14 protein-coding genes are annotated in these 17,247 nt (G+C 62.4%); 9 read left to right on the top strand and 5 right to left on the bottom strand.

Going from position 1 to position 17,247, the window contains the following annotated elements:
- Window positions 1-104: 104 nt before the first annotated feature.
- The 6 genes from CVS30_RS13405 to CVS30_RS13380 all read left to right on the top strand — a co-directional run bounded on the left by CVS30_RS13405 (window position 105) and on the right by CVS30_RS13380 (window position 8,178).
- Entirely contained in the window at window positions 105-2,270 is a 2,166-nt protein-coding gene (locus tag CVS30_RS13405; RefSeq protein ID WP_110485839.1) for an alpha-galactosidase, read from the top strand.
- A gap of 9 nt (window positions 2,271-2,279) precedes the next feature.
- The gene (locus CVS30_RS13400) at window positions 2,280-3,590 is read left to right on the top strand and encodes an ABC transporter substrate-binding protein (RefSeq protein WP_110485838.1); all 1,311 of its coding nucleotides are present in this window, start codon (window positions 2,280-2,282) and stop codon (window positions 3,588-3,590) included.
- Window positions 3,591-3,593: 3 nt separating this feature from the next.
- A complete protein-coding gene (locus tag CVS30_RS13395; protein ID WP_110485837.1) occupies window positions 3,594-4,523 on the top strand; it encodes a carbohydrate ABC transporter permease in 930 nt (309 codons plus the stop codon).
- Window positions 4,520-5,398, top strand: coding sequence for a carbohydrate ABC transporter permease (locus tag CVS30_RS13390; protein WP_110485836.1), 879 nt, complete (start codon window positions 4,520-4,522; stop codon window positions 5,396-5,398). Before CVS30_RS13395 ends, CVS30_RS13390 begins: the two co-directional genes overlap by 4 nt.
- Window positions 5,398-7,083: a glycoside hydrolase family 13 protein gene (locus CVS30_RS13385; RefSeq protein ID WP_110485835.1), complete on the top strand. Its 1,686-nt coding sequence runs from the start codon at window positions 5,398-5,400 to the stop codon at window positions 7,081-7,083. The genes CVS30_RS13390 and CVS30_RS13385 overlap by 1 nt, the downstream gene beginning before the upstream one ends.
- A gap of 144 nt (window positions 7,084-7,227) precedes the next feature.
- Window positions 7,228-8,178 (top strand): DUF559 domain-containing protein, encoded by a 951-nt coding sequence (locus CVS30_RS13380; protein WP_110485834.1) that lies wholly within the window; start codon window positions 7,228-7,230, stop codon window positions 8,176-8,178.
- Between the two features lie 130 nt (window positions 8,179-8,308).
- On the opposite strand, the gene CVS30_RS13375 is transcribed toward CVS30_RS13380, so the two are convergent.
- From CVS30_RS13375 to glmS, 5 genes are all read right to left on the bottom strand, one after another.
- On the bottom strand, window positions 8,309-9,388 hold the full coding sequence (locus CVS30_RS13375; protein WP_110485833.1) for an inositol-3-phosphate synthase: 1,080 nt from the start codon (window positions 9,386-9,388) through the stop codon (window positions 8,309-8,311).
- 233 nt (window positions 9,389-9,621) lie between these two features.
- A complete protein-coding gene (mgrA, locus tag CVS30_RS13370; RefSeq protein WP_110485832.1) occupies window positions 9,622-10,641 on the bottom strand; it encodes an L-glyceraldehyde 3-phosphate reductase in 1,020 nt (339 codons plus the stop codon).
- Window positions 10,642-10,670: 29 nt separating this feature from the next.
- On the bottom strand, window positions 10,671-12,191 hold the full coding sequence (locus CVS30_RS13365) for an NAD(P)H-hydrate epimerase (RefSeq protein WP_110485831.1): 1,521 nt from the start codon (window positions 12,189-12,191) through the stop codon (window positions 10,671-10,673).
- 1 nt (window position 12,192) lies between these two features.
- Window positions 12,193-12,540, bottom strand: coding sequence for a holo-ACP synthase (locus tag CVS30_RS13360; RefSeq protein ID WP_110485830.1), 348 nt, complete (start codon window positions 12,538-12,540; stop codon window positions 12,193-12,195).
- A 64-nt stretch (window positions 12,541-12,604) separates the two neighbouring features.
- Entirely contained in the window at window positions 12,605-14,506 is a 1,902-nt protein-coding gene (gene glmS, locus CVS30_RS13355) for a glutamine--fructose-6-phosphate transaminase (isomerizing) (protein ID WP_110485829.1), read from the bottom strand.
- 141 nt (window positions 14,507-14,647) lie between these two features.
- Between glmS and coaA the strand changes: the two genes are divergently transcribed.
- From coaA to mscL, 3 genes are all read left to right on the top strand, one after another.
- Window positions 14,648-15,616 carry a type I pantothenate kinase gene (coaA, locus tag CVS30_RS13350; protein ID WP_110485828.1) on the top strand — a complete coding sequence of 323 codons (969 nt, stop codon included), beginning with the start codon at window positions 14,648-14,650 and terminating at the stop codon, window positions 15,614-15,616.
- Window positions 15,616-16,659: a M15 family metallopeptidase gene (locus tag CVS30_RS13345; RefSeq protein WP_245934599.1), complete on the top strand. Its 1,044-nt coding sequence runs from the start codon at window positions 15,616-15,618 to the stop codon at window positions 16,657-16,659. The genes coaA and CVS30_RS13345 overlap by 1 nt, the downstream gene beginning before the upstream one ends.
- A gap of 67 nt (window positions 16,660-16,726) precedes the next feature.
- Entirely contained in the window at window positions 16,727-17,134 is a 408-nt protein-coding gene (gene mscL, locus CVS30_RS13340; RefSeq protein ID WP_110485827.1) for a large conductance mechanosensitive channel protein MscL, read from the top strand.
- Window positions 17,135-17,247 lie beyond the last annotated feature (113 nt).

Below are 17,247 nucleotides of genomic sequence, written 5' to 3'. Positions count from 1 at the left end.
TTGCAGATTGAAGCTAATTCAAGTTAGTTCTCGCGGAATCGACGTGAAATCCGCGCACAAAGTGACCCTTGACACTCCAATTAGTTTTGCTGTAAAACTAATCCATGAGCTCTTCCACTTCTCACTTCCCTGCCTACGCGCAGCTCCACCGCGGCGGTACCTCGGTCATCGTTGACCTGACGACCGCAGGAACTCCCGCCCTGATCCATTGGGGCGCCCCGACCGGTGTCCTCTCGAACCCCGAGCTGGAATCCTTGGCCGTCGCGGCCCGTCCGCAGCGCGTCTCCGGAGGCATCGATTTCCCGGCACGCCTGACCCTGCTCCCCCAGGAAGCCTTTGGCTGGCAGGGCTCCCCGGCCTTGATCGGACAGCGCTCCCGCAGCGGTTGGTCCACCGCCTTAACCACGACGGCGGCCCTCGTCGAGAATTTCTCCCTCACCATCACCGCGGAAGACGTGAGGGGCGGGCTGACCCTCGTGACGGAGCTGTCCCTCACCGCCGCCGGAGTCCTCAAGCAGCGCCACACACTGAGCAATACCGGCAGCACGGAATACCAGCTGCAGCAGCTTGCGTCGATGTTCCCGCTTCCGGCCTCGGCCACCACGGTGCAGGATTCTACCGGCCGGCATCTTAAGGAGCGCACGGCCCAGCGTCGCCCGCTCACGGTGGGTGCCCATGTGCGCGAAAGCCGTCGCGGCCGTCCCGGAGCCGATGCGTCCTTGCTCATGCTGGCCGGAAGCGAGCATTTCGGGTACCGCAGCGGGCTTGTCCACGGCGTGCACTTCGCCTGGAGCGGCAACCACCGGATCAGCGCCGAACGCACCATCACGAGCGATAACTTCCTCACGGCGGGTGAGCTATTGCTTCCCGGCGAGGTGGTGCTAGCGCCCGGCGAAAGCTACACAACACCGTGGGCGCTGGGTTCCTGGGGCTACGGCCTGGACGAGCTCTCAGCACGGTTCCACGACGATCTCCGGGCCCGCCCGCACCACCCGAGCCGTCCCCGCCCCGTCACCCTCAACACCTGGGAGGCCGTGTACTTCAACCACGACCTCACGACCTTGGAGCACCTCGCCGACAAGGCGGCCGCGGTCGGCGTGGAACGCTTTGTGCTGGACGATGGCTGGTTCCTGGGACGTCGCGACGACACCGCGGGCCTGGGCGACTGGATTGTTGACCCCGCCGTCTGGGCCGAGGGCCTGCACCCCATCATCGATCACGTGCGCGGTCTAGGCATGGAATTTGGGCTGTGGTTTGAGCCCGAGATGGTCAACCCCGACAGCGAGCTGGCCCGGAACCACCCGGAGTGGATCCTGCACACCCCAGGCCGCTGGCCCGTCAGCGCCAGGCAGCAACAGGCGCTCAACCTTGCCCACCCCGACTGCTTCGACTATCTCCTGACCCGCCTTGATGTCCTGCTGAGCGAATACCCCATCAGTTACATCAAGTGGGACCACAACCGGGACCTGCTCGAGGCCTCCGATCCGCGCAGCGGCCATGCCGCCGTTCGGGACTCCACCTTGGCGCTCTACCGGCTCTTGGGAGAGCTCAAGTCACGCCACCCGGAGCTGGAAATTGAAAGTTGCGCCTCCGGCGGCGCCCGCGTGGACCTGGGTATCTTGGAGTTCACCGACCGGATCTGGACCAGCGATTGCATCGACCCCCTCGAGCGACTCGACAACCAGGCCAACACCTCACTTTTGGTGCCCTATGAACTAATGGGTGCCCACATCGGCGGACCCAGCTCACACTCCACCCGCCGCCAGCACAGCCTCGGTTTCATGGCGCGCACCGCCATCTTTGGCCATTTTGGCATCGAGTGGAACATCGCCGATATCAGCGCGGAGCACACCGCCGAGCTGACGCAATGGGTCAGCTTCCACAAGGAATACCGGGACATCTTCCACACGGGCCGCAGCGTTCACGCCGATCTCCCGGACCCGGCACTGGATGTGCGCGGGGTTATCGCAGCGGACGGCGAGCGCGCCGTCTTTGCGCTCACACAACGCACGGCATCCACCACTTACCCCTCGGGACGGATCACGCTTCCCGGCCTTGCCCCGGACAGCCGCTACCGCGTGAGTCTGTCCCATCCCCTCGACGACGCGCTCGGCAATGGCCAATCGCCCCTCGCTTGGGCCTCCCACGAAACCATCCTCTCGGGCCAACTGCTGGCATCGACCGGCATCCAGTCCCCCGTCCTCTTCCCCGAACAAGCTGTGCTCATCGTGCTCACCAGGGTCGACGCCGATCCTCGCCGGGCCTTCTAAGGAGTTCGCATGAAAGCAACAACTCGCCTAGCTACCGCGCGCCCAAAATCGTCTGGTTCGGTGGTGGCACGCACCGCCGCCGGCCTTGCCCTGGTCTTGGCCTTGAGCGGCTGCGGCGCCGCCGACGATGGCCGCGTCAAGCTCGACTTTTTCCAGTTCAAGCCCGAAGCCGTGGCCCAATTCGATCAGATCGTGGCCGATTTTGAGGCTGCTAACCCCACGATCGACGTCGTGATCAATAACGTTCCCGACCCGGACACGGCCATCCGTACGCTCCTGGTCAAGGACAAGACACCGGATGTTCTAACGCTGAATGGCAACGGCAACTTTGGTGATCTGGCCCAGGCCTGCGTCTTTGCCGATCTGTCCAAACTGCCCACTGCCGCACGGGTCAATCCCTCCGTGCAGAATATTCTCAATGGCTTGGGGACCTGCCACGGCAGCGAAAGCAACGGCCTGCCGTTTGCTAACAACGCCAGCGGAATCTTGTACAACCCCGAGATCTTTGCCAGGTACGGTGTCTCCGTACCCACCACCTGGGATGGCTTGATTGCCGCAGCCGACACCTTCAAGTCCCAGGGCGTCAACCCCTTCTTCATGACGCTCAAGGACGCCTGGACGATTCAACCCTCCTTTGTGAACCTCGCCGGAAACCTCATGCCCGAAACGTTCTTCGACGATGTGAGCTCATCGGGCTGGACGGCCAGCGGCGGGGAGTTTAGTTTCGACAAGAACGGCGGGGAGGCAGCCACGAAGCTGGCGAAGTTGTTCAGCTACGCCCAGCCGGGTGCCGAAGCGGCCGGATACAACGACGGCAATGCCGCCTTCGGTGCCGGGGAGTCCGCCATGTATCTGCAGGGCAGCTTCGCTATCCCCGCGATCCGCGCCGCCAATCCTGACGCGAAGATCGCGTCCTTCCCGTATCCCACCTCCAACGATCCAGCCAAGACCACCCTGGTGTCCGGCGTCGACGTGACCCTGGCGATCGGCAAGGACACCAAGCATCCGCTCGAGGCGCAAAAGTTCGTGGACTACCTCATGAGCCCGACTGTTCTGAACTACTACGCGGGCGCCCAGTCCTCGCTGACACCCGTTCTGGACGCCGCACCTAGCACTGACCCGGCGCTGGCCGGCATGCAGGGCCTCTTTGCCGAGGGCAAGGTCATTGGCTACTTCGATCATCATGTGCCCCCGAGTATTCCGCTGGCCCCGCTGTTGCAGCAATACATCCTCGACGGCAAGCAAGGCGAATTCCTGACCCGCATGGATCACGAATTTGAGAAGGTCGCCGCCCGCACCGTTACCAAGAAAGGGGACTAGGTCATGAGTATCTCCTCAGCCAAAGCATTACGGCCCCGCACCTCAGCCGGCCTGCAACGCCGCAAGCCTTCCCGGGTCAACAAGACCTTTTACTGGATGGTCATTCCGGCCCTGGTGCTCTTTGTCATCCTGCACACCATCCCCACCCTGACGGGCATGTTCTTTAGCTTCACGAACTATGCCGGGTACGGCGAATGGAACTTCGTAGGAATCCACAACTACGTGAACCTGTTCAAGGACGATCGGATCCTCGCCTCCTACGGCTTCACCTTTATCTTTGCCATCACCACCACGATCGTGGTCAACGTTGGCGCCTTGTTCATCGCCATCTTGCTGAACTCGAAGATCAAGTACCAGACGGCCTTCCGCGGGATCTTCTTCATCCCCAATATCTTGTCCGTGCTCATCGTGGGCTACGTTTTCAACTACCTGCTCTCCAACAATCTGCCGCTCATTGGGCAGGCTTTGGGGATCAAGTGGCTCTCCACCTCCATCCTGGCCAACCCCGATCTGGCCTGGCTGGGCATCGTGGGCGTCACGGCCTGGCAGTCCATCGCCTTCAGCGTCATCATCTACCTGGCCGGACTTCAAACAGTTCCCGGCGAGCTGTACGAGGCGGCCAGTCTCGACGGCGCCTCACCGTGGCGCCAGTTCTGGTCCATCACCTTCCCGCTCATCTCCGGCTTCTTCACGATCAACATGGTGCTCGCCCTCAAGGGCCTGCTGCAGGCCTTCGATCAAATCGTGGCGTTGACCAACGGTGGCCCCGGAACCTCCACCGAATCGGTCTCCATGGTCATCTACCGCGGCGGCTTCCAAGGCGGAGAATACGGCTACCAAATGGCCAACTCCGTGGTGTACCTCGTGGTCATCGTGGTCCTGTCACTACTGCAGCTGCGCGTTCTCTCGCGCAAGGAGGCTGACTTCTCATGAGCACACTAAACCCCACCCCCACCCAGGTGAGGACCGGCACCCGCCGGGCGTCCCGCCGTCGTACTTCCGTGAATATCCCGGTGACCCTGCTCATCGCGGTCCTCTCCCTGACCATTTTGATCCCGCTGTACTTCACGATTGTCACGGCGCTGAAGTCCTCGGACCAGCTTGGCGGCAACGGCCTCGCCTTACCCACCAGTATTCACTGGGAGAACTTTTCCAACGCCTGGCAACTGACGAATTTCCCGCATGCGCTGCTGATCTCGGGGATCGTCACGGTGGCCGCGGTCATCCTGACCATCCTGACGAACTCGCTCGTGGCCTATGCGATCGCCCGCAATATGCACCGCCCGTTCTTCAAGGCGCTGTACTACTTCTTCATCGCGGCGCTCTTTGTCCCCTTCCCCATCATCATGTTGCCCGTAACAAAGGAGATGGCGGTGCTGGGGCTCGATAACCCGGTGGGCTTGTTCCTGCTATACACGGTGTACGGACTGAGCTTCAATATCTTTGTCTACACGGCCTTTATCAAGTCCATCCCGGCCGAGCTGGAAGAGGCAGCCATCATGGACGGCGCCAGCGTGTGGACCACGTATCGGAAAGTCATTTTCCCCATCCTGACGCCCATCAACGCTACCGTAGGCATCCTGACCTGTCTGTGGGCGTGGAATGATTTCCTGCTCCCGTTGGTGATTCTTTCCGATCCCAACACCCGCACCCTGCCGCTGGTTCAGTACGTTTTCCAGGGACAATTCAATACCGATTACGCCACGGCATTTGCCTCGTATCTGATGGCCATGGCGCCGCTGCTTCTGATCTATTTATTCGCCCAGCGCTGGGTTATTTCCGGCGTCATGAGAGGATCCATCAAATAATGTCTGTGCCCACCTCCGAGTCCTTGTGGTGGCGTCAAGCCGCCGTGTACCAGATCTACCCTCGCAGCTTTGCCGACTCCAATGCCGATGGCATGGGCGATCTGCCCGGCATCACCTCACGCATGGCCTACCTTTCGGCGCTGGGGATTGACGCGATCTGGCTCAGCCCGTTCTACCCCTCTGCCCTGGCCGACGGCGGATACGACGTCGACGATTACCGCAACGTTGATCCCCGGCTTGGCTCCCTGGATGACTTCGACACCATGGTGGAAGCTGCGCACGCCGCTGACATCCGCGTCATCGTCGATGTGGTGCCCAACCACAGCTCCAACCGGCATGAATGGTTCCAGGCTGCGCTGGCGTCGGCCCCGGGGTCGACCGAGCGCGCCCGATACCATTTCCTCGATGGTTTAGGGGCCGACGGCGAGCTGCCGCCCTCGGATTGGCCCTCCCACTTTGGCGGGGGTGCCTGGACACGAGTGATGGAGCAGTCCGGCCCGAACGCCGGTTCCCTGGGCCAGTGGTACCTGCACCTCTTCGCCGCGGAACAGCCGGACTTCAATTGGGACAATCCCGAGGTACGCGAGGATTTCCACACGACCTTGCGTTTCTGGTCCGACCGCGGCGTGGATGGTTTCCGCATCGACGTGGCGCACGCGCTCGTCAAGGACATGTCACTGCCGCTGCGTTCCAAGCCGTCGCTGGAGATTGTGGTTGCTGATGGCGGCGACCCGCTCTTTGACCGCGATGCCGTGCATGAGGTCTTCGAGGGGTGGCGCTCGGTGTTCAACGAATATGATCCGCCCAGGGCTGCCGTGGCCGAGGCATGGGTGCCGTTCACGGATCGCCGGCTGAAGTATGCTCGTCCCACTGAATTGGGTCAGGCGTTTAACTTTGATCTGCTCGAGGCGCCGTTCTCGGCCGTGAAGTTCCGTTCCATCGCGGAGAAATGCCTGTCGGAAGCAACCGCGTCGGGAGCATCCTCCACCTGGGTTTTCTCCAACCACGATGTGGTGCGCCATCCCTCGCGTTATGCCTTCCCTGATGGCAGTACGCGCGAGGATCTCGAGGCGTGGTTACTGTCCGGCGGAGCCTCTCCCGTACTGGATCTAGCGCGCGGTGTGCGCCGGGCCCGGGCCGCAACGTTATTCATGCTGGGCCTGCCCGGATCGGCGTATCTGTACCAGGGCGAGGAGCTGGGCCTCTTGGAGGCTGCGGACCTTCCTGCGTCTGTTTTGCAGGACCCCACTTGGTTCCGCACCGACCACAAGATCAAGGGCCGCGACGGTTGCCGTGTTCCCCTGCCCTGGTCTGCCACCGAGCCCAACTTTGGCTTTGGCGGCACGCCCTGGCTGCCGCAGCCCGAATCATTCGGCGCTTCGGCGGCGGCTGCTCAGGACGGTGTCGCGGGCTCCACGCTGGAGATGTACCGTGCCGCGCTGGCTTTGCGCCGCTCGCTGCAGGCCGAGGAGTCGCTCGAGTGGCTCAGCGCGCCCGAGGCGACGGTGGTGCACTACCGCCGCCCCAACGGCTGGGAGGTCATCACCAACTTTGGTGCCGATGACGGACAACTGCCGTCCGACGTCGACCTTTCCAAGGTGGTCCTCAGCTCCGGCGAGCCTGCTGCGGTTGAAGCTTCGGGCGGGACGATCCCGGCCGAGACAACCCTCTGGATCGCCCCCTAACCCCCAACGCCGCACCACTTTAGTGCGGTTTTTCACCAACGCTGCATCAGCTTACGGCCTCCACAACTGTGTGGGGGCCGGCCGCCGTTTCTAGGCTGTGGATAACTTCTGCAGCGGGTGTCCCCTCGGGGCCACAATTAAACAATGGAACCCAGCGACGCGTTCTCTCTCCCCGAGGTGCCCCTCACCTACCGTGAGGCCCTCGCCGCTGGCTTGACCGCGGATCAGCTCAAGCACGGCCGGCTCATCAACGTTAGCCACGGGATTTACCGGCCCGATGCGTGGACTTTTGATCTCCGGGACGCCGCCCGGGTGCTCTCGGCTGCTTCGCCAGGCGCCTGGATTTCGCATTCCACGGCAGCCCGGCTCCACGCGCTCATTCTGCCGCCCTGGCTGGCCGATTCGGATGAGCTGCACCTCAGCAAGCCCCGCCAGCTCCCGCAACTGCGCCGTAAAGGCATCGTCAGCCACAACGTGACGGCGCTGCCCGGCGAGGTCGAATCCGCGGGCGGTCTGCAGCTCAGCACACGCTCACGCACCTGGCTCGATCTGGCCCGAACACTTCCCCTGCCCGATCTTGTCTGCCTGGGCGACCAGCTCATTCGCCGCCCCAGAGCCGAGTTCGAGGGCCGCAGCGAACCCTACGCCACCCTCACCTCATTGCGCGAGATGGCGAGCCAACACCGCAATCTCCAAGGTATTGTGCGGGCCCGGGACGCTCTGGAGCTCATGCGCGTCGGGGCAGATTCTGCGCCCGAAACCCTTTTGCGGCTGGCCATAGCCGACGCCGGCCTGCCGGAGCCCGAACTTCAGCTCACCTTGTGGGGCCGGGAGGGCGGGCCGTCGGCTGACGCTGGCTATCGTGCCCGGCGCCTCGCCCTGCAGTACGACGGCGCCCATCACCTTGAGGAGTTACAGCAGTTCAGCGACAAACGTCGCGATCAGGCCTTCAACAACGCTGGCTGGACTGTGCTGATCTTTACGCAGGAGGATCTCGCGGACGGTTTTCAGAACGCGGTGAAGCGGATTCGACAAGCCTTGAGCCACGCGTGGCGTGATCCTCGGCTGACCTCCGGCTTCGAGGGCCAGCATTGAGGGTGTTCCACCATTTTAAAAAGCAATGGGACGCTCCCTCGAAAGGAAGCGTCCCATAGGCTATCGCCCTAAAGTGATGCGGCGTCGGCGAAAAACCGCCGGAAAGTGATGCCGCGTCGGGAGAGAGGTGTTAGATGTCGCCGCGGATGAAGGCTTCAACCTTTTCGTGGGCGATATCGTCGGCGTACTGCTCCGGCGGGGACTTCATGAAGTAGCTGGATGCCGAGAGGATGGGGCCACCGATGCCGCGGTCCAGGGCAATCTTTGCCGCACGGATAGCGTCGATGATGACACCTGCCGAGTTGGGAGAATCCCAGACCTCGAGCTTGTATTCCAGAGACACGGGGGCGTCACCGAAGTTACGGCCTTCCAAACGGACGAAGGCCCACTTGCGGTCATCCAACCAGGCAACGTAGTCCGACGGGCCAATGTGCACGTCGTCCTCGCCCAACACGGCAGAGGTGTTGGAGGTGACGGCCTGCGTCTTAGAGATCTTCTTGGATTCCAGGCGCTCACGCTCGAGCATGTTCTTGAAGTCCATGTTGCCACCAACGTTGAGCTGGTAGGTGCGGTCCAGGACCACGCCGCGGTCTTCGAACAACTTGGCCATCACGCGGTGCGTGATGGTGGCACCGATCTGGCTCTTGATATCGTCGCCAACGATCGGCACACCGGCAGCGGTGAACTTGTCGGCCCATTCCTTGGTTCCGGCAATGAAGACGGGGAGGGCGTTGACAAAGGCAACACCGGCGTCGATGGCGCACTGTGCGTAGAACTTGGCAGCAGCCTCGGAGCCTACGGGCAGGTAGCAAACGAGCACGTCAACCTTGGCGGCCTTGAGGGTTGCCACAACGTCAACCGGCTCGGCGTCGGATTCAACGATCGTCTCGCGGTAGTACTTACCGAGACCATCCAAGGTGGTGCCACGCAGCACGGGGACGTCCAGGTGCGGGACATCGGCAAGCTTGATGGTGTTGTTTTCGCTCGCACCGATGGCCTCGGAAAGATCCAGACCAACCTTCTTGCTGTCAACGTCGAATGCGGCAACAAACTGCACATCGTTGACGTGGTACTTGCCGAACTCGACGTGCATCAGGCCAGGAACCTGAGCGCTCGGATCTGCATCGTGGTAGTACTGGACGCCCTGGACCAGTGATGAGGCACAGTTACCCACACCGACAATGGCAACCCGAATAGGATGATTGGACACGGAACTCCTTTATAAAATCACACGGATCCGGCGCGCACGTTGAGGTGCGGTTCGACGCCCGACTTCACGGTAGACATAAAGAAGCGACGGCATGGCCGGATCTGGCGCCCCTACGGCGCCCTAACCATAATAGTCAACACCCGAGAAGCCGTTTTTGTTCCATCGGGAAGAGAATGGCCCCTCTTGTGCACTTGCCCGTTGTGCGCTAGGAGCCCACAACGGGCAAGAAAAGCCTAGAGGGAAGGCTCGACGGCGCACGCGTCAATGGCGCGCAGCTCACCTTCGCTGAACTCTAGATTGTTGATGGCGGCCACGTTGTTTTCCAGCTGGCTGACACTTGAGGCGCCGATGAGTGCCGAGGTGACGGGGCTGCTCTCGGGCCGCTCGCGCAGGATCCAGGCGATCGCCATCTGAGCCAACGACTGCCCGCGTTCGCCGGCGAGATCGTTCAGCGCGCGCACCCGGCCCATCTTTTCCTCCGTCAGGTCACTGCCGTGCAGGAAGTGTTCCTTGGCCGCCCGGGAATCGGCCGGGATACCCTTGAGGTAACGATCGGTCAGCACACCCTGCGCCAGCGGGGAGAAGGCGATGGAGCCGGCACCCACGGTGTCGAGTGTTTCATACAGGTTGGGTTCGCCGTCTTCGGTCCACCGGTTAAGGATGGAGTAGGAAGGCTGGTGGATGAGCAGCGGGGTGCCCATCTCCTTCAAAATCCGTGCGGCTTCAAGGGTTTGCGCCGGGGTATAGGAGGAAATTCCGGCGTACAAGGCCTTGCCCGAGCGGACGGCGTAGTCCAGTGCGCCCATGGTTTCTTCCATGGGCGTCTCCGGGTCCGGACGGTGACTGTAGAAGATGTCTACATAGTCCAGGCCCATGCGTGTCAGGGAGCTATCTAGGCTATTGAGCAGGCTCTTGCGAGAGCCCCACTCGCCGTACGGGCCCGGCCACATGTCATAGCCAGCCTTGGTGGAGATCACGAGTTCGTTGCGGTGAGCGGCGAAGTCGTCCTTGAAGTGACGGCCAAAGTTTGTCTCGGCGCTTCCAGCGGGCGGGCCGTAGTTGTTGGCCAGATCAAAGTGCGTGACGCCTAGGTCAAAGGCGCGGCGCAGGATATTGCGCTGGATCTCGAACGACTTGTCGTCGCCAAAGTTATGCCACATCCCCAGCGAAATAGCAGGAAGCTTGAGTCCGCTGCGGCCAACGCGGCGGTAGGGCATGGTTTCGTAGCGGTTGTCCGCGGCGTGAAAAGTCATACTGTTCATCTTGCCAGTTCGGGGTGTGATTATTCTCTAGTTGGACGCGCGCCCGTAACACTGGCCCACACAGCGGGAATTCTCCCGGCGAGCATTCCGGCGTTGAGTGGTGTGCTCGGGGCGCTGCGTGCCAGTTCGCCGTGTAAGGCGACCGCCAACGCCGCTGTTGTGGGCAGATCGCGCCCGCCCATCGCCAGGAGCGCCACGAGGATCCCGGCGAGGGTGTCGCCGCTGCCTGCGGTGGCCAGCCGCGCCGTGCCATTGGCCTGGGTGTAGATCGCACCCAGCGGATCTGCCACGACGGTGGTGGGACCCTTCAGCAGCACGACGGCGCCCAACACCGTCGCTGCCTCCGTGGCCGCGGCACGCGGGGATGCCTCGATCTCGGCCCTGCTACGCGCCACGCCGCACCGCTGGAGGAGGCGCGAAAGCTCGCCAGCGTGCGGAGTCAGCACCAGGTGAGCGTTACCGCCGTCGTCCGAGGCCTGCACGAGCCCCAGCGCTCCGGCATCAACCACGGTGGGAATCCTTGCGGCGCGCCCTGCGAGCAAGATGTCCCGCGCTCGTTCGTCTTGGGCGTCGTCGCCGTCGATCCCAGGGCCCAGCAGCCACGCCTGCACCCGCACCTCAAGCGGCGAATCCTGCGAGCTCACGACCTCGGGATTGCGCAGCGCCAACGCGGCGGCGACCGGCTCCGGCCCTAGATAGCGCACCATGCCGGGCCCGCAGGCCGAGGCCGCCGCCACAGCGAGAAGTGCGGCTCCGGGATAACGGGCAGATCCGGCCACAATCCCGGCCACACCACGGGTGTACTTGTGATCGGAGTTGTGCGGGGCGGGAAGCAGCACGGCCAGGTCCGCGGCCTCCAACCGGCGCAGCTCCGGGGCGCCCTGCATGTCCAGCCCGAGATCCACGAGCCGCACCTCACCGGCATACTGCTCCCCCGGCGAGCTCAGCAGCCCCGCCTTGTGCGCCCCAAACGTCACCGTGAGATCGGCGCGCAGCACGGGTCCGTCGACCTCCCCCGTGCTGGCGTCGACGCCGCTCGGCAGATCGCAGGCCACCACGAGGGGCCGCAACGCGCCCTGCAGCCGGTCCAGCTCCGCCACGACGCTCGCCGCCGGTTCCCGCAGGCCGCCGCGGCTTCCTGTCCCGAGAATCCCGTCAAGCACGACGTCGGACGCCCAGGCTTCGGCACAAAAGCTCGCCTTCTCGGTCTCAAGAGACAGCTCAAGGCACCGGCCGCCTGCGTTTCGGAAGGTGGCCAGTGCCTCGGGATGGCTGCGCGCGCTGGTAAGTAACGCCGTCGTCCGTGCCCCGCGAGCGGCTAAGGCAGCACCCGCATACAAGGCGTCGCCGCCGTTATTGCCCGAACCCACCAGGATCGCCACACGGGCGCCGTAGACGGCCCGTCCGCGTGAGCGCAAGACCGAGATGATGCCCATGGTCAGCCCGTAGGCCGCTCTCCTCATGAGCTCGGCTCCGTGCCCGGCGTCGAGCAGGGGTTGTTCCGCTGCGCGGACGCTGGCCGCGGAATAGGCGCTGAGCATGTCAGCTTTCTGCGATCACCATGGCCGTGGAGATGCCGCCGTCGTGCGACATGGACAGGTGCCAGCGCTTGATGCCCTTGGCCTTGGCCACGGCGGCGACGGTGTCCTTGACATGGATCGTGGGCCCGTTTTCATCGAGTCCGATCCAGCAGTCCTGCCAGTTCATGCCGGCGGGGGCGCCGAGGGCCTTGGCCACGGATTCCTTGGCGGCAAAGCGGGCAGCCAGCGACTGCGTGTTGAGTCCGCGCTCGGCCGGGACAAAGAGGCGGTCAAGCAACCCCGGAGTCCTCTCCAACTGACGGCCGAAGCGCTCGATATCTACTACGTCCACACCAATGCCAATAATCATGAACTAACCCTATCGCGCAGCGCACGCCTCGGCTCCGTAGCCGGAGCCGAGGCGTGCGATTTTGCTACTCGACCGTGACAGACTTTGCCAGGTTGCGCGGCTGATCGACGTCGAAGCCCTTGGCCGAGGCCAGCTCGAGGGCGAAGATCTGCAGCGGCACGGTGGTCAGCAACGGTGCCAGCAAGGTGCTGGTCTCCGGTACGTAAAACACGTGCTCGGCGTAAGCCTTGACCGACTCGTCGCCTTCTTCAGCAATCACGATGGTCTTGGCGCCACGGGCGCGGACCTCCTGAATATTGGAGACAACCTTGGAGTGCAGGGAGTCGCGGCCGCGCGGGGAGGGAACCACCACGATGACCGGCTGGCCTTCCTCGATCAGGGCGATCGGGCCGTGCTTGAGCTCGCCAGCGGCAAAACCTTCCGCATGGATGTACGCCAATTCCTTGAGCTTCAAGGCGCCCTCCATGGCTACGGGGTAGCCAACGTGACGGCCCAGGAACAACACACTGCGAGTATCGGCCATGCTGCGGGCCAATTCCTTGATCTGATCGGCGTTTTCCAGCACCGTGGCGATCTTCGCAGGAGTCTTGGCCAGTTCCGCCAGGATGTCCTTGATCTGGCCCTGGAACAGGTTTCCGCGCAACTGTGCCAAGTACAGGCCCAGCAGGTAAGCGGCGGTGATCTGTGCAAGGAAGGCCTTGGTGGAGGCCACGGCGATCTCGGGACCGGCGTGCGTGTACAGCACAGCATCGGATTCACGCGGGATGGTTGAGCCATTGGTATTGCAGATGGCAACCGTCTTGGCGCCCTGCTCACGGGCATAACGCACAGCCATCAAGGTGTCCATGGTTTCACCGGACTGTGAGATGGACACGATCAAGGTGTTCTCATCCACGATGGGGTCCCGGTAACGGAACTCGTGGGAGAGCTCCACCTCGGTGGGGATGCGGCACCAGTGCTCAATCGCGTAGCGGGCCACCTGGCCGGCATACGCCGAGGTGCCACATGCCAGCACAATAATGCGGTCAATGTTTTTTAGCACGGACGGGTCAACACGGATCTCGTCGAGCGTCAGGTTACCGTCCGCATCGCTGCGACCCAGGAGGGTCTGGGCGACGGCGTCGGGCTGGTCGTTGATTTCCTTTTCCATGAAGGACGGGTAACCGCCCTTCTCGGCAGCGGCAGCATCCCAGTCCACGAGGTATTCACGGCCTTCGCCCGGTGCGCCAAAGAAGTCGGTGATCTCAACCTTGTCGGCGGTGATCGTCACAACCTGGTCCTGACCCAGCTCGACGGCACGGCGGGTGTAGTCGATGAAGCCGGAAACATCCGAGCCCAGGAAGTTCTCGCCGTCACCCAAACCCACCACCAAGGGCGAGTTACGGCGGGCAGCGACAACAACGCCCGGCTCTTCGGCATGCGTGGCGACGAGGGTGAAGGCACCCTCGAGGCGCTGTGCCACCTGCTGCATAGCCTTCGACAGGCGCCCCTCGGCCGGGGTGGAATCGGCCAATCTGCTGTAGATGTCTCCCAGCAGAGTGGCGGCAATCTCGGTGTCCGTCTCGGACTTAAAGCTGTGCCCGCGAGCCAGCAGCTCAGATTTCAGGGCAGCATAGTTTTCAATGATGCCGTTGTGGACAACCGCCAGGGCGTCGCCATCCACAATGTGCGGATGAGCATTGGCGTCCGTGGGCCCACCGTGAGTAGCCCACCGGGTGTGACCAATTCCGGTGGAAGCATCCGGCAGCGGGTTGCTTTCCAGTTCTTCCAGGAGCATGGCAAGCTTGCCGCTCTTCTTACGCATTTCTAGGCCAGCCGCACCGACCACGGCAACACCGGCGGAGTCATAACCGCGGTATTCCAGGCGACGCAAGCCTTCAACCAGGACCTCAAGGGCACGCTGATTGGGCGATGAACTAATTCCTTGAGCCGGGGCAGTACCGGCGTATCCCACAATTCCACACATGAAAAACAATCATATGCCCCGCCGAAGTCGCAGGACGTTCTACCTCTTACCGGGCTTTATCCGTGAAAATGTGTCAGCGAATCGCAGCCTTGCGTGAGGCCCCGTTTCCCACTCACCGGCAAACAAGGCAGAATTGCAGGTGTGACAGCTCAAAGAACCGAGTCCAGCAACAGCGTCAGCGCCTCTCCTTTCGTGGAATTGGACCGCCAGACGTGGTCTCGCTTGGCTAATAAAATTGAGCAACCGCTCGATGAAGACGACGTGCAACGTCTCCGCGGCCTCGGCGATCAACTGAATATGCGCGAAATTCACGACGTGTATCTGCCGCTCTCACGCCTTTTGAACCTTTATGTCGGCGCGGCCGAACACCTGCACAATGCCACCACCACCTTCCTTGGGGAACGCGGCACCCGCACACCCTTTGTCATTGGTGTTGCCGGTTCCGTGGCCGTGGGTAAATCCACCACGGCGCGTGTACTTAAGGAAATGTTGTGCCGCTGGCCGGATACTCCCAATGTGGAACTTGTCACGACCGATGGCTTCCTGTATCCCAATGCGGAGCTGGAACGTCGCGGCCTCATGACGCGCAAGGGCTTTCCGGAATCTTATGATCGTCGGGCACTGCTTCGGTTCGTCAGCGCCATCAAGAGCGGCGCCGAGGAAGTCCGCGCACCCATGTACTCCCACCTGAGCTATGACATCCTGCCGGATAAGGAAGTTGTAGTCCGGCGCCCCGATGTCCTCATTGTTGAGGGTCTGAACGTTTTGGCCGCGGCCCGCCCCCGCAGCGATGGCCGCTCGGGCCTGGCCGTGAGCGATTTCTTCGACTTCTCCATTTACGTCGATGCCAAGACCAGCCACATCCAGCAGTGGTACATCGAGCGCTTCCGTTCCCTGCGTTCGAGCGCTTTCTCCGATCCGGATTCCTATTTCCGCCGCTATGCAGGCCTCTCCGACGCCGAAGCCACCGCGACCGCCGACAAGATCTGGAAGAGCATCAACGAGCCCAATTTGATTCAAAACGTGTTGCCCACCCGCGGCCGCGCCCAGTTGGTCCTCACCAAGGACGCCGATCATTCCATCAAACGGATGCTCCTGAGGAAGGTCTGATGGAGGTCGTCGGATTCCACCAGTCGCGTCGCCCCCGGCTCTCGCCGGGCGACCGCGTTCGCAGGGCTCTCTCCTGGCCCCATCCTGGTGGTATCGCGGTCTCGGTCCTCGGCGCCGGGCTGATCTTTGGCGGGGCCCTCGTCATGAGTCCCTCGGCGGAACCGGACAGCCTGGTGCTGGCAGATAATGCTCCTTCTCCAAGCACGACGCCGGAACCCACCCAGCTGCCAAGCATCGAGTTCCCCGTACCAACAGTGGGTGAAGCGTCAGCCACATCGAGCCCGTCGGCAACACTCGCGGCCTCGGGCGCGGACGCCTCGGCACTGCCCTCGGCGACTCCCGCCCCGGCTCCCCCGCTCCCGGTTGCCGGGGCCGCGGCCGACTCACCGATTCAAAAGTTGTTCGCGGGCGGAGAGTCCGCAACCCTCGATCAGGCGCTGCGGGACATCACTAACCCCAACAGCCCGCTGGTTCTCGTCAACAAACAACGACCCCTCATTCCAAGCAACTACGCGCCCAATGACCTCGTGACACCTCAGGTGCCCGCAGGATCCGAGGAGCCCGTCTCCCTGCGAGCCGAGGCCGCGACCGCAACAGAACGGCTTTTTGCTGCTGCCGCCGCCCAAGGCGTCGCCGTCACCATCAAGAGCAGCTACCGCTCGTACGATGTTCAGACCTCCCTCTACAACGGATATGTTGCCGCTAAGGGCCAATCCGCGGCAGACTCCACATCCGCTCGACCGGGCTTCTCGGAACATCAAACCGGTCTGGCCCTGGATATCGGTGATGCGAATGCCGGAACGGCATGCGATTTCGACAGTTGCTTCGCCGAAACGGCGGCCGCACAATGGGTTGCCGCCCATGGCGCGGAATTCGGCTTCATTGTTCGTTACGTTCCTGGCGTGGAAAGTATCACCGGCTACCTCGCCGAGCCGTGGCATCTGCGGTACGTGGGTGTTGCTGTCGCTCAAGATATGCAAAAAAAGGGTATCGCGAGCTTCGAAGAGTACTTGAAGCTACCGGGCGCCCCTGATTACAAATAAATAGTGATACACAAAAATTAACCTTCAAATTCGCCCCGAATGCTCTTGTGTGCGGTAGCTTGGTGGCATGTTAAAGGGATTCAAAGATTTCATAATGAAGGGCAACGTCGTAGACCTTGCCGTCGCCGTCGTCATCGGTGCAGCGTTCGGGGCAGTTGTAAACTCCCTGGTGGAAAATATTCTGATGCCGCTTATCGCAGCACTATTTGGTTCAGCTAATTTCGACAGCTTCGCGCTCCTGACCATCAACGGCGTTGATATCAAGTTCGGTGTCTTCCTCACCGTTCTCGTCAACTTCCTGATCGTCGCCGCGGCGATCTACTTCATGGTCGTCATGCCCATGAACCACATCATCGCCCGTCGTAATGCCAAGCTCGGCATCAAGGAAGAAGAAGCAGCCGTTGATCCTCAGGTGCTGCTCCTGACCGAAATCCGCGATGCCCTCAAGGCCCGCCCCACCGGCGGACAACACTAATCCACCCTCCAACACAGAAGAGGCGGTCACCCTTAAGGGTGGCCGCCTCTTCTGTGTGGTGGTTTAGAGTGCGAGTTCTGCTTGGACGACGGTGACGAGGTCGTTGCAGATGC

It is taken from the genome of Arthrobacter psychrolactophilus (assembly GCF_003219795.1).
Classification (GTDB): Bacteria; Actinomycetota; Actinomycetes; order Actinomycetales; family Micrococcaceae; genus Specibacter; species Specibacter psychrolactophilus.
This window is presented reverse-complemented; position numbering and strand designations above follow the sequence as displayed.

Coding starts and splice junctions, on each gene's coding strand:
- CVS30_RS13405 (WP_110485839.1), top strand. CDS start 105: ATGAGCTCTTCCACTTCTCACTTCCCTGCCTACGCGCAGCTCCACCGC.
- CVS30_RS13400 (WP_110485838.1), top strand. CDS start 2,280: ATGAAAGCAACAACTCGCCTAGCTACCGCGCGCCCAAAATCGTCTGGT.
- CVS30_RS13395 (WP_110485837.1), top strand. CDS start 3,594: ATGAGTATCTCCTCAGCCAAAGCATTACGGCCCCGCACCTCAGCCGGC.
- CVS30_RS13390 (WP_110485836.1), top strand. CDS start 4,520: ATGAGCACACTAAACCCCACCCCCACCCAGGTGAGGACCGGCACCCGC.
- CVS30_RS13385 (WP_110485835.1), top strand. CDS start 5,398: ATGTCTGTGCCCACCTCCGAGTCCTTGTGGTGGCGTCAAGCCGCCGTG.
- CVS30_RS13380 (WP_110485834.1), top strand. CDS start 7,228: ATGGAACCCAGCGACGCGTTCTCTCTCCCCGAGGTGCCCCTCACCTAC.
- mgrA (WP_110485832.1), bottom strand. CDS start 10,641: ATGACTTTTCACGCCGCGGACAACCGCTACGAAACCATGCCCTACCGC.
- CVS30_RS13365 (WP_110485831.1), bottom strand. CDS start 12,191: ATGCTCAGCGCCTATTCCGCGGCCAGCGTCCGCGCAGCGGAACAACCC.
- CVS30_RS13360 (WP_110485830.1), bottom strand. CDS start 12,540: ATGATTATTGGCATTGGTGTGGACGTAGTAGATATCGAGCGCTTCGGC.
- glmS (WP_110485829.1), bottom strand. CDS start 14,506: ATGTGTGGAATTGTGGGATACGCCGGTACTGCCCCGGCTCAAGGAATT.
- CVS30_RS13345 (WP_245934599.1), top strand. CDS start 15,616: ATGGAGGTCGTCGGATTCCACCAGTCGCGTCGCCCCCGGCTCTCGCCG.
- mscL (WP_110485827.1), top strand. CDS start 16,727: ATGTTAAAGGGATTCAAAGATTTCATAATGAAGGGCAACGTCGTAGAC.